The sequence below is a fragment of the Marivivens sp. LCG002 genome (assembly GCF_030264275.1).
Classification (GTDB): domain Bacteria; phylum Pseudomonadota; class Alphaproteobacteria; order Rhodobacterales; family Rhodobacteraceae; genus Marivivens.
In genome coordinates this window covers 542,004-554,162 of sequence record NZ_CP127165.1, presented here as the reverse complement: position 1 = coordinate 554,162, position 12,159 = coordinate 542,004, and the positions used below count along the sequence as shown (strand labels likewise).

Sequence of the window (12,159 nt, the reverse complement as noted above, 5' to 3'; positions counted from 1 at the left end):
TAATTAGGCGAAAAATATGCCCCCGCCGTGCATCGGTGGGGGCATTTCATTTGAAGCGCTAGAGCGGCGCATCCACCCGCACACGCAGGTTCACACTGCCCTTGGTCGCCGTGCTCCAGACAAGCCGCACCTGCTGTTTGCTCGCGCCGTATCCGCTTTCGGCATAGGGCATATCAAAGACCGCAGCGTTGCTCGCATCCTTGATCTTTCCATCCGCGCAAACGGACTCGACCGTGCGCGACCGTCCGCCGAATGGCAGATAGGGCGCGGTCTCGATCACCCAAGCCGCGCTTGCGGTGCTTTGGGTGTGGCGGATCAGAACGGGGCTGACCGCCTCGTCCGTCACCGAGTTGAAGGTATTGGCCGCAAAGGTCACATTGCGGAACCGCCCGTAATCGAGATCGGCATAGGTCGTATCTACACCCTCGGCCCGCTGCACATTGCCGTTGAGCGCAAGAAAGACGTTATCCGTCACGCTGAACCCATGCAGGAAATGCCCCGTTCCATAGGGTTTGACCACGATCCACTTGAACCAGCTTGCCACATCATTCGCGGTGAAAATATTCCCCGTGATCGTCATCCCGCCAAAGGAATACTGCACCCCGAGATCGGGCGTCGCGTCATGCTCGTTGGTCCATTCGATAAAGTTGTTGTCGATGTAGTTCCCGTTGATCACCGACTTGCAATTCGGGAGAGTAAAGACGAGGCCCGCCATTCGGATACCGTTCGGGACGCTGTCATCCTGAAACCAATGGTTCCCTGTTATAAGGTTCCCCGCCCCGCAAAGCACACCCCAATGGCGGAAGCGCAGCGCGCGGCAATCTCGGATCTTCGCGTCGTTGGCGTTGACGTTGAACCCGATGGTCGTTCGGTCCGCCACATTCAACGGCATCTCGTTCGAGATGAACTGGCATCGGTCGATCATCATCCCCTGACATCCGCCCCCGATCGAGGTGATCCCGCGATCCTTGGGCTTGGCGATAAAGCAGTCCCTGATGTGAAAGGTCAAACCCTCACGCGCGAGCATGATCGCGCTCGCCACGCCGTCGCATTTGAAGTCGATATCGGCTAGGACGAACTGGCTCAGGTAGTCGAACCCCGAAAAATCGAGCATGTATTTGAAGCGCTTGAAGGTGAAGACTTGCGTCCCTTCGGCATCAAAGAACGGCTGCGAGAGGGTGACTTCCTTGGCCCCGACATCAACGGCAGCGACGTAAATCTCGCGGCCCACGCCCGCCCCTTCGACAAGCGAGCCGACCTGGATCTGCGAGACCGACTGTACATTGGTGAGCTTTTTGGGAGAGCTTGCCGCATAGGTCGCTTGCGCCGTCACGATGTCGGTGTCCCAAGCGGGCCCTGCTTTGGGTTCGAACTGGCCGTTGCGGATCACGCGGCGGGTGGAGAACGAGGTGCGGCTGCCCTCGGCGGCCTGCATGTCGACGGGGCCCTTGAGTTCAACCCGCCGCCCGCACAGATCAAGCCCCTCGTGATCGGAAAAGTTCAAGAGCGCCTGAAACGCCTTGCGAAACGCGGTGTCTTCATCGGCAAAGGCATCGGCGTAGGTCGCAAAATCATAATTCTTCTGGAAGATCGCCATTTTGTCCGAAGGCATCACCAGCTTGCCTTCAAAGCGGATCTGGTTGGTGATCGTCACATGCTGGGAGAGAAGATAGACCCCTTCGGACACCAGAACCTCGCGCCCCCGCGCATCGGCATCCGCGGCCAGAAAGGCGGCGCTGTCATCCGTAACCCCATCCCCTTTGGCGCCATAATCGCGCACATCGACGACCCCCATCATATCGCGGAGAAAAACGCTCGTGATGTCCTCGATCTCGATATCATCGATGCGGATCACCGCGCCGTTGGTGCCCGTCACGTCGATCCCGAAATGGCCATAGATCGCACCCGACCAAACCATATCGACGCCGGTGCGATGTCCCGTGCCGATGATCGCGCTGATCACGACCACTTGGCCGTAAGCCGTGAGAGCGGTTGAGGGTCCCGTCTCGGGTTGACCCGCTACATGCACGCCGCCAGCACCGCCCGCCCAAGCCGCAATCCGCACCGAAGGAAGGGGGCCTGCTATCGCCTTGACCCGCGCCTTGACCCGCAGATAGCACCCCGGAAGGAGGATCGTTTCGCCCATATAGCGGACCTTCTGCACGCTCGCGGTCTTGTAAACCTCAAGGCAGCCGCCGAAATGCTGATCGGCCGAGACATAGACGCCCGTTCCCGATCCCGCATAGGTGTCGGACCCCGGTGTTCCGTCCCCGCTCGACCAAACTCCTAAACCCTCCGAAAACGGTGTCGGCATCAAAAGAAGTCCGTCGGTAATTGCCTTGTTCATGCGCTGTCCCTCGCTTTGGGCGGGGATCGCCTGCCCTGCCCCCATGGACAGAGCCGAGCCATCCCCGCCGACCCAAACATCAGTGCAAGAGATACAGCCCAAACCGTTAAACCTGCCCGACAGCACCGTAACGTTGCGCGCCAGAATCCCCCTTCACGCAAGGCCCGCGACAGCGTATGAGGCCCCCATGTCCACGAACCCGCCCAATCTCCGCCCCGACCTCGCTCCGAAGCCCCGCTTTGAAGATGTGAAACGTGATGGCCAGCCGACCATCGGCATGGTGTCCCTTGGCTGCCCCAAGGCGCTTGTGGACTCCGAACGCATCCTCACGCGGCTGCGCGCCGAGGGCTATCAGATCAGCCCCGATTATGCCGGCGCGGATGCGGTGATTGTAAACACCTGCGGGTTTCTCGACTCGGCCAAGGCCGAGAGCCTCGACGCTATCGGCGAGGCTCTTGTTGAAAACGGCAAGGTGATCGTGACGGGCTGTCTGGGCGCCGAGCCCGACTATATCCGCGAGCACCACCCCAATATCCTCGCTGTGACGGGGCCGCACCAGTATGAACAGGTGCTTGACGCCGTGCATGGCGCGGTGCCGCCCTCGCCCGATCCGTTCATCGACCTTTTGCCCGCCTCGGGCGTCAAGCTCACGCCGCGCCACTACAGCTATCTGAAGATCTCCGAGGGCTGTAACCACAAGTGCAAGTTCTGCATCATCCCCGACATGCGCGGCCGACTTGTCTCGCGTCCCGCCCATGCGGTGATCCGCGAGGCGGAAAAGCTCGTCGAGGCAGGGGTCAAGGAACTCCTCGTGATCTCACAGGACACCTCGGCCTATGGCGTTGATATCAAACACGCCACCGAGCGCGAGCGCCGCGCCCATATCACCGATCTGGCGCGTGATCTGGGCTCGCTCGGGGCTTGGGTGCGTCTGCACTATGTCTATCCCTATCCGCATGTGCGCGACCTCATCCCGCTCATGTCCGAAGGGCTGATCCTTCCCTATCTCGACATTCCGTTCCAGCACGCCCACCCCGAGACGCTCAAGCGCATGGCCCGCCCCGCCGCGGCCGCCAAAACGCTTGACGAGATCAACGCCTGGCGCTCGGTCTGCCCCGACATCACGCTCCGCTCGACCTTTATCGTCGGCTATCCCGGCGAAACCGAAGAAGAGTTCCAGACCCTCCTCGACTGGCTCGACGAGGCGCAGCTCGACCGCGTGGGCTGCTTCCAATACGAGAACGTGGCGGGCGCACGCTCGAACGATCTTCCTGATCACGTCCCCGCCGAAGTCAAACAGGACCGCTGGGACCGCTTCATGGAAAAGGCACAGGCCATCTCAGAGGCCAAGCTCCAAGCCAAGGTCGGCAAAACCCTCGAAGTCATCGTGGACGACATCGACGAAGAGGGCATCGCCACCTGCCGCACATGGGCCGACGCCCCCGAGATCGACGGCAACCTCTTTATCGACGAAGGCACGGAAGAGTTGTCCGTCGGCGATATCGTTCAGGTTGAAGTTGATGAAGCTGGGGAGTATGATTTGTGGGGTAAAACATGATCGGTAATACAGATGGAAAAAATCAATTCAGCATTGCATTTGCTGTCACAGTTTAGTTTTATTGATGCATTATCGATAGTCGCTTTAGTCGTGGCTATGATTGGGGCAACAAATCTTGTCTTACCAGCATACTTGCGGATAATTCGTAGTTTTGTCGAAACTCGCAATTCAGTCACCACGAAATCTGTTGATTTAGAAAAACTTCGGACAGAACTTAATCAGAGCTTTGAAGCAAAAAGTTACAAAAATTCATCCTCTCTAATAGATATTAGGAAAAACAGAAAGGAAAGAGCTTACGACAAAACGGCAGACGAAGCTCTTAGGAAATTAGTTGACGCCACTATTGAAGAAAGGTTTCAACGACAAATTAGCAATTGGTCTGAGGCACTCGATAGATCACACAGTACTTTGCAAAGTGAGATTGAACGCTTGCGATCTCGTTCAACAACAAATTTATCGATCGGGCTCGCAATAGCCTGGATATCAACAATTATTTTACTTACAGCACTATTGCTTCCCCCGCGAACGATTGGCGACAATGGATGGATGAGCATCGCTGAAGCCTATTTTCCTCGCACAGCATTGGTAGTCTTATTGCAAGTCTCGAGCGCTTTTTTTCTACGCCTATATGCGGCGAACGAAGCAGACTTAAAGCAAAACAAGAACGAGTTACTGAACCTAGATCACAAAATCGCATCTGTCTATCTTGCTTTGGCAAGGAATGATACTTCCGTCATTGAAGGCTTTTTGATCCAAACCGAGCGGAATTTTATTTTGGAAAAAGGCCAAACCACTGCAGGTCGGGGGAATGACATTTCCATTGAAAGCATTGTTGATGCAATCAAAGCGAATTCAAAGATCTCATCGTAATTAAGCAAAAGACCCAAGTGAAGCTCTTAGAGTTTCACGTTTCACCCCGAAATGCTCTTCAGATAAGCCAGAATGAAGTCCTGCACGGTGCGGTCTTCGATGCCGACGTGGCGCATTTTGGTGCCTGGCATAAAGCCGTCGTTGTCTTCCATCCATGCACGGAGCGCGGCTTGGGTCCAGACGATGCCTGAGCCTGCAAGGGCCTCGGAATAGTCATAGCCTTCGACCGATCCCGCAGCCCGTCCGACCACATGGTCGAGCATGGGGCCATAGCTCGGATCGCTCGCGTCGGGGGCGTGGCAGCGGCGGCATTCGGCGGTAAAGAGCTTTTCGCCCGCTTCGATTTTGATCTGCTCGAAGCTCTCGGCGGCCAGTTGCGAGCCGAGGGCGATGAAACCGAGTGCAATAAGATGAGTGATGGGACGCATGTGAACCTCCTGTGGTGTCGGAGGAAGATTACCCCTCGGCCCGCAACCAAGAATTGAGCCAGATCAACAGATCGCCCCTCCTTTGGTCGTAGTTTCCGCACAAATCAGAGGCTAGCGCATCCATTCCCTAAGCGTGATGAAGGCACCAAGCAGCGCCCGTATCACGGCTTTGACACGCGGATAGGGCGCAAGGCGGCGGGCAAGGATCGGGCCCTTGGCATAATAGAAGGCGATGAACTTTCGGCCGAACCCGTAGCGGGCCAGTTCCAGATCGCGAAAGAGCCTGAGATAAACCACGTTCGGGTGGTCGAAATTCTCGTAGACACAGGTCGCAATAAAGCAGCCGCCCTCGACGGTTATTGTGGTTTCGTCGTCGTCCTCGAGTTCGGGATGCTCTTCGAGATATTTGTCGAGCGCACGGGGCGACGTTTGATGGAACCACAGGGGTTTGCTCAGCCCCAGCGCCCGCTCTGTTTCAAGATTGCTCACGTCTTCGCGGTTCAGCCCCAGGACATCCAGAAAATCCTGAGCATTCGAGCTTGGGTTATTCGCCATATAGACGTCATAGGCCGCGTCGCGCATGTCCGGATCGAGCGCGAGGTAAAGTTCGGTCACGGCGTCATCGCTCGCCCCTGCAATGAGCTGGGCTTGGGCATAGGCGTTAAGGGTGAGCGTGGTGTCATATTCGCCAAGCGCAAAACCCGCCGCAACCGAGAGCAGTCGGATGTCATACATCTGCGGCGACAGTTCGTCGAAGAAAAGGTCGATCGCCTCATGCGGGAGGTTGTTCAGAAAGGTCTGCCAAGTCTCGGGCGGAACGGCATAGGCAAAGGCATTGACGTTCAGAACATCGACCAGACCGATCTTTTCCTCGACGCTCAGGCCCTGCATGAAGGTTTCGATCTCCTGAGCGCTATTGGCGGTCAGGAACTGTTCGATCTGGAGGTGGGACAAGCTCCCCGGCAGAGGTTCGGACGTGCCCGGATCAACGGGATCAAGCGGGATAGAGCCATCGGGCGGCACCGCATTCAGGATCGCAACGATCTCGTCGGTGGGCGATGCGTCCATAGCGTCGGCAAGCGAGGTCTCGAACTCGGCCTCGCGTCCGCCCAAACCGACAAGCCGCGTAATCCCGCCTTCGTCATGGCTGACGACAAGATCGCCCTGATAGGTGGTGGTCCGCGCCATGACTTCCGCGCTGCTGCCATAGGCATCGAGAAAGCTGAGCGTTTCGCCCGTCATCGGGTCGAAGTCGGTCAGAGTGGCAAGACTGTGGACGTCGACGATGTAGTGGTCGGTGCCGCTGTCTCCTGAAAGCGTATCGGTCCCGCTCCCCGAGATGAGGATGTCGTTGCCCTCACCGCCGACGAGCGTGTCGTCGCCTTCGCCCCCGTCCAGAAGATCATTGCCCGTCCAGCCGCCGAGATAATCGTTGCCCTCGCCGCCATAAAGCTTGTCGTTGCCTGCGTTGCCGCGAAGCATGTCGTCGCCGTAATAGCCCGAAATCTGGTCATCATAGTTCGAGCCGCGCAAATCGTCGTCATAGTCGGCAAAAGGATCGACTTGCTGGTCGTGCCCCTGCATCGTCACCCCGATGGCGCCATTGGTGAATTCGAGACGGATGACCTCGAACGGGTCGAGATGGAAGGAAAGCCCTTGGGCGGTCAGAAGCTCGGTCGAGTTGAACGTCTCGATATGGGGACGGGCGTGCGGGCTATCGACGTTGGCCTCGTCTTTGGTCGTGGTGGGATCGTCGATGATCCCGAGCAGCTCGGCCCAAAGGTGATGATATCCACCCACCAGCGGGGTCGGGTCGATCGTCACGTCGATCGCTGCGTCGCTGCGTGATGAGATAAAGACCACTTTGCGGTCGTCATTACCAAAGGCATGCATGACAAGCTGGTCTTTTTGATCCGCCGTCCGCTCCTCGAGCTTGACCGTCAGTGCATCGCGGAATTCGAGCGGCGTGTTGAGATCATAGTAGTTCAGCCCCCTGAGGTTGAGCGACATCATACGGTAAATCTCGCCCGCAGGTGTGAGCGTATAGCTGTAGCCTCCTGGCGCCGAGGAGTCCTCGGTCATCTTGGCCAGTTTGTCGTTAAGCGTCGTATATTGCGTGCCCCAGACCGCCGCATGATCGACCCCGCGTTCGATCATATACCCGAAGGTTTCAAGCATGGCCGAGCTTTGGCGAAGGCCCAGATCCTCGCTGTCGGTCTGGATGTTCCACTCGGAGACATAATACTCGAGATCGGGCTTGATCCCCTCAAGTTCGGTCCATCTGTCGAGCTGGTCAAAGTGCTTTGCCCGTGCGCCTGCCGCGTTGTAATCTTGGGGGTAGTTGTGGGTCGTGACGGAGTCGATCGCTTCGCGGGCGGCAAGGGATAATTCGTTGAAAATCTCGTCCGCAGTGTCGGGAAGCCAGCCGGGGGCGCTTTGAACCGAGATCCGTGGTTCTTCGAAACTTGATGGATCACCTTGTTCTTCACGGTAAATGTCGAACATCGTCTGAAGGCCAAATGCGATGTGGTTGGCAAAATGGCCGTATTCAGCGGCGCTCAGGTGGTCGTCGTGATACCAGAACTCGTTGCCCAGCTCGATTTTCTCGATGTTGATCGGGCCAAAGGCGCCGCGCATCATCTCGTCGATTGAATCAAGAATGCTATAGCTTCCGAAGGGGCTCGCGGAGCGGAGTCCATCGGGGCCCACGGTGTCCGTAAAATAATTGGTGGACGGCGTGGTGATGGTGATATCCATTCCATTCGACCACGAATAGTCGAAGGCGGCAGGGATGGTTACGATCCTGTCTTCCCCGCTATCCGAAAGCCCCGAGGGTCTGTAGATATCGAGAAACCGCGCACTCAGGTTCGAGCCAGGCGCAAAGAGCTCTTCAGTGACCGTGCCGCCAGGGAACCGCAATTCGCTCCAGTTCATCTGTTTGATCATGCGGTCGAACGGACCGCCTGGATCAAGGAAATCACGGGTGAAGAGCGCGTTTACTTCGAAATGGCTATGGCCGATCGTTGAACCGACCGTCCCTGCCTTTTCGATTGTAAACGAAACTTGGCTCATGACTTGCCCCATACTGGAGCATTTCTCTCATCCCGGCGCGAGGTTCATCGCGGTCGTAAGCACAGACGAGGTAAAACGCTTTTGAACGGTAATAAGCCCCCAAAGGGAGCAACTCGGTAAACGGTCGGGAAGTGCTATATCTTATAAGTCGGACCACACATTTGCACAGAAATTGTGGTGATTTTAGGGCGGGGCCTCAAATCGGCCCTGTCTCCCTTTGAATTCACTGATATTTTGATCCGCCTTCGGTGGGTCGTCGCCTTAAACGAAGAGCGCCACGACCCAAGCGATACCAGCCGCAACAGCGGTGACGGCAACTGCGGCGGACCCTGCATCTTTGGCCCGTTTGGCCAGTGGGTGCTGCTCCTCGGTGACAAGATCGACCGTGCGCTCGATGGCCGTATTCATCAGCTCGGCGGCCAGAACCAGAAGGCCCATCACAAGGATTAGCGCCAGCGCCGCCCCTTCCAGAAGCCAGAACGCCAAGCCGCCCGAGATGAGATTGCCCCAAACCCAAGTGCGGAACGAATATTCGTTGACCCAAGTGTCTTTGACACCGTGCCAGCTCCAGATCGTGCGGAATTTCAGACGCTCAAAAAAGTTTCTCATTACAAAGGTGCCTTCCTTCGGGCTGGCTTAACCATCACTCAATTCAATCTCGTCGGCCACGACATAGATCGGGCGGCGCTTTGCTTCGAGAAGCGCCTTGGCGACATATTCGCCGACCACCCCGAGACCCAGAACCGTCGTCCCCCCGAAAAAGGCAATCAGCACCGCAAGAGACGCAAACCCGTTGAAGGGTGCCTCGAAGAACAGGCGCTGAAGGATGATCCACGCCATATAGAGAAAACTGAGCGTCGCGATCAAAAGCCCCGCAATCGACATGATCCGGATGGGCGCAATCGAAAACGAGGTCAGCCCGTCAACAGCCAACCCCAATAAACGGATCGGCGAAAAGCTGGTGCGCCCCGTCGCGCGCTCGGCCACTGTCATGGGAATACCGATCTGCCGAAACCCGACCCATGCATAAAGACCCTTCATGAAACGCTGGGCCTCGGGAAGCTTGCCGATCGCCTCGACCACGCGGCGGTCAAGGAGGCGGTAATCGCCTGCATTCTTGGGCAGCTCGGTTCGCGAGCCGTAATTGACAAGCCGATAGAACGCTTTGGACAAGAGCCGCGTAGCAAGCCCCTCTTGGTCGCGGCTGCTCTTGAAGGCGTAGACCACGTCGTAACCTTCACGCCACTTGCGGATCATATCGGGAATAAGTGCAATAGGATGCTGAAGATCCGCATCCATCATGATCACCGCGTCCGACCAATGGGCATCAAGCCCCGCACTCAGCGCGGCCTCTTTGCCGAAATTGCGGCTCAGAACGATGAGCCGCGTCGGAATGTCGAAATCGGTGGCCTTAAGAACGTCGACCGTATTGTCCTTGCTTCCGTCATCCACGAAGAGCAGCGAAAGGTCGACATCAAGGTCCTTTTCGATCTTGGGCAGCTCGGCATTGAGCGCCGCGGCCAGCGCAGGAATGCCCTTTGCCTCATTGTAACAGGGGATGAGGATCGTGATCGACGTCATGCCTTAGGCGCTCCATGGTTCGCAAAGGACCAGAATTTCGAAACAGTAAAAACCGTTCCCGCCGAAAAAACCATGGCAATCGCGATAAACCAGATACGCTCTTCTCCCGCACCCCAGACGAGGACCACCAGAACCGCATTGTTCACCAGAAACCCGAGAAGCGCAGTAAAGCCGAACTTGGGCAAAGCCTTGAGATGGGGCGCATCGGACCGAAAACTGAGATGATAATGCCCGAAATACGAAACCGAGAACGCGCAAAGAAAGCCGACCAGATTGCACCAGAAGATGCTGATCCCGAAAGCCGAATTCACGGATTTGGCTATCACATAATGCGCGACCGTTGCAGCAACGCCGACCACACCAAAGACCAGGACTTCACGATTGTTAAAAGAAAACTTCATAGCGCACAGCTATGACAGCTGGGGCGACAAATCCAGTTTCAATGTTGTAAAGTCTTGGATAGTCACCACTAGACCTTTTCACCCAAGGAGCTTTCGTGAATCTTCCTCGTCTTACCTGGCCAGTAGCCCTCGGGATTATGCTCCTTCTTTCATTCGTAACCCGTTGGGGTTCGATCACTCAAGAAGTGCTGGACTGGGACGAAAGCACGTTTATCGTTTTGGCGGGGAGCGTCGCCCGAGGCCATTTGCCTTATGTCGAGATGTGGGACATTAAACCACCGCTGTTCTTCCTCATAATGGGGGGCGCAATGCACGTCTTCGGCGAGAGCATCGCCACGGCGCGGGCAGTCGGCTTGGTTGGGGTGGCAATCACAGCTCTCTTCGTGACCTTGATCACCGCAAGGCTCAGCAGCCAACGGAATGCATGGGTCGCCGGTTTTCTTTTTATTTTCGCCGCCGCTGCATTTCCCGTTCAACCAGCCATGACCGAGACGGTAGAGCTGGCGTTTCTCATGGCATCGGTCTTTGCGCTCTTGGCGTTTCGGCATTCGCTCTTCGGACTTTTTCTAGTCGGACTTCTCATCTCTCTCGCAACCTTGACCCGCACGAACCTTGCGACAACAGTAATCTTTTTTGGAATACTCATTTCATCTTGGTTTTTTCGGCCCAGTTCCACCATGCCGCGACGCTTGGGCGTCTTCGCCTATGTCATTGGCGGCCTCATTCCACTGGGTGCTGTGATCTGGCTTTATTGGGTCAACGGGGAACTTGATCTTTTTTGGACCACCAATGTCGATGTCGTGCTGAATAATGCAGGTGGACAGCGCAGTTTTCTTCTCAACGGCACTCTCGTATTACTTGCCATCCTTGTCGCAAGCGTGGCCTTTCCTGATCTGTGGGGATCATTCCTGCTTTTCCCGATTGCCAAGCACGCGAGTAGCCCGCGAACTCACCTAAGAAAAATAATACCCAACCTCAGAACAGAGGGAGGGCTAATCGCATCAACTGCGATCTCGGTCTGGCTCGGCATGGCTTTGAGCGGAAATTTCACATGGCACCACCTCCTTCAACTTGCACCATTTCTCGCCATCGGGGCAGCAGTGTCTTTGCCAAAGGCTCCAGTTAGATGGCACAAGATTTACGCACTCATTGCGCTAGTTGGGTTAGCGATCCGAACTTTGCCGTCGTTTACGGTCGTGCTTTGGGTTGGACCATCAGAGCTCGAGCGTAATTTCCCGATCAAATCCATTGCAGAGTATATTCAAGACCAACGCACCGATGACGACGAGGTTCTCGTTTTGGCGGGGCAATTGCTCTATTTCTACCTCGCGCAGCCCCCTATGGTGTTCTTCGCCGTGCACCCATCGAACATCATTCGCGACAATATCGAAACAGTTGTAGTCGAAAAAGGTCTCGCGCCGCCTCAAGCGTTCGAGAAAGCGGTCGCCAGCAAGCCGCGTTTCGTTCTGATGCCAAAAGAGCCGCTCTGGTATCTCGAAGTGCCGCGGGCGGATGTGCTGCACGAAATGCTCACGCAGTCCTATCGGCCGACACTCGAAAAAGGCGACTTTGTGCTCTACGAACGGCTCTAGTCCTTGAGCCCCATCAAGAAACCCTTGTTCGGACAGGTGGCCATCGGTTCGGGCGCGCCGTCCTTGTTGTCCTCGAGGAATTTTTGGCAGCCATTCACATCGTCACAAAACGCACAGCGCATCATGGCCGAGCGAAGGCGTTGCGCGCCGCTGTCGCCTGCATCGAGCACTTTTTCCAGCGACACATCGACGGTGGCCGCCATCTTGTGCATCAAGTCAAAGTGCGGTTCGAATTTACGAAGTCCAAACATGTCTCTCTCCCCTTCAAAGGTATGAGATATGTGTCACCGCAAATCGGACCTTCTGCTTT

10 protein-coding genes are annotated in these 12,159 nt (G+C 56.4%); 3 read left to right on the top strand and 7 right to left on the bottom strand.

The window, feature by feature from the left end; genetic code table 11:
- Positions 1–58 precede the first annotated feature (58 nt).
- Positions 59–2,347, bottom strand: a complete 2,289-nt coding sequence (locus QQG91_RS02845; protein WP_285771473.1) for a glycosyl hydrolase family 28-related protein — start codon at positions 2,345–2,347, stop codon at positions 59–61.
- A gap of 187 nt (positions 2,348–2,534) precedes the next feature.
- Here QQG91_RS02845 and rimO point away from each other — a divergent pair, with 187 nt between their 5' ends.
- Both rimO and QQG91_RS02835 read left to right on the top strand, forming a co-directional pair.
- Positions 2,535–3,905 carry a 30S ribosomal protein S12 methylthiotransferase RimO gene (rimO, locus tag QQG91_RS02840; RefSeq protein WP_285771472.1) on the top strand — a complete coding sequence of 457 codons (1,371 nt, stop codon included), beginning with the start codon at positions 2,535–2,537 and terminating at the stop codon, positions 3,903–3,905.
- Positions 3,906–3,917: 12 nt separating this feature from the next.
- Positions 3,918–4,775 (top strand): hypothetical protein, encoded by an 858-nt coding sequence (locus QQG91_RS02835; RefSeq protein ID WP_285771471.1) that lies wholly within the window; start codon positions 3,918–3,920, stop codon positions 4,773–4,775.
- Positions 4,776–4,816: 41 nt separating this feature from the next.
- Here QQG91_RS02835 and QQG91_RS02830 read toward each other — a convergent pair whose 3' ends face one another.
- The 5 genes from QQG91_RS02830 to QQG91_RS02810 all read right to left on the bottom strand — a co-directional run bounded on the left by QQG91_RS02830 (position 4,817) and on the right by QQG91_RS02810 (position 10,257).
- Positions 4,817–5,203 (bottom strand): c-type cytochrome, encoded by a 387-nt coding sequence (locus QQG91_RS02830; RefSeq protein WP_285771470.1) that lies wholly within the window; start codon positions 5,201–5,203, stop codon positions 4,817–4,819.
- A gap of 111 nt (positions 5,204–5,314) precedes the next feature.
- A complete protein-coding gene (locus tag QQG91_RS02825; RefSeq protein ID WP_285771469.1) occupies positions 5,315–8,275 on the bottom strand; it encodes a calcium-binding protein in 2,961 nt (986 codons plus the stop codon).
- Between the two features lie 261 nt (positions 8,276–8,536).
- Positions 8,537–8,884 (bottom strand): diacylglycerol kinase, encoded by a 348-nt coding sequence (locus QQG91_RS02820; RefSeq protein ID WP_285771468.1) that lies wholly within the window; start codon positions 8,882–8,884, stop codon positions 8,537–8,539.
- Positions 8,885–8,911: 27 nt separating this feature from the next.
- Positions 8,912–9,856, bottom strand: coding sequence for a glycosyltransferase family 2 protein (locus QQG91_RS02815; protein ID WP_285771467.1), 945 nt, complete (start codon positions 9,854–9,856; stop codon positions 8,912–8,914).
- A complete protein-coding gene (locus QQG91_RS02810) occupies positions 9,853–10,257 on the bottom strand; it encodes a GtrA family protein (protein WP_285771466.1) in 405 nt (134 codons plus the stop codon). Before QQG91_RS02810 ends, QQG91_RS02815 begins: the two co-directional genes overlap by 4 nt.
- 95 nt (positions 10,258–10,352) lie before the next feature.
- Between QQG91_RS02810 and QQG91_RS02805 the strand changes: the two genes are divergently transcribed.
- Complete coding sequence (locus QQG91_RS02805) at positions 10,353–11,849, top strand: ArnT family glycosyltransferase (RefSeq protein WP_285771465.1); 1,497 nt, start codon at positions 10,353–10,355, stop codon at positions 11,847–11,849.
- Here QQG91_RS02805 and QQG91_RS02800 read toward each other — a convergent pair.
- Positions 11,846–12,100: a DUF6455 family protein gene (locus QQG91_RS02800; RefSeq protein ID WP_285771464.1), complete on the bottom strand. Its 255-nt coding sequence runs from the start codon at positions 12,098–12,100 to the stop codon at positions 11,846–11,848. The two genes, QQG91_RS02805 and QQG91_RS02800, sit on opposite strands and share 4 nt — an antisense overlap.
- Between the last annotated feature and the right edge of the window lie 59 nt (positions 12,101–12,159).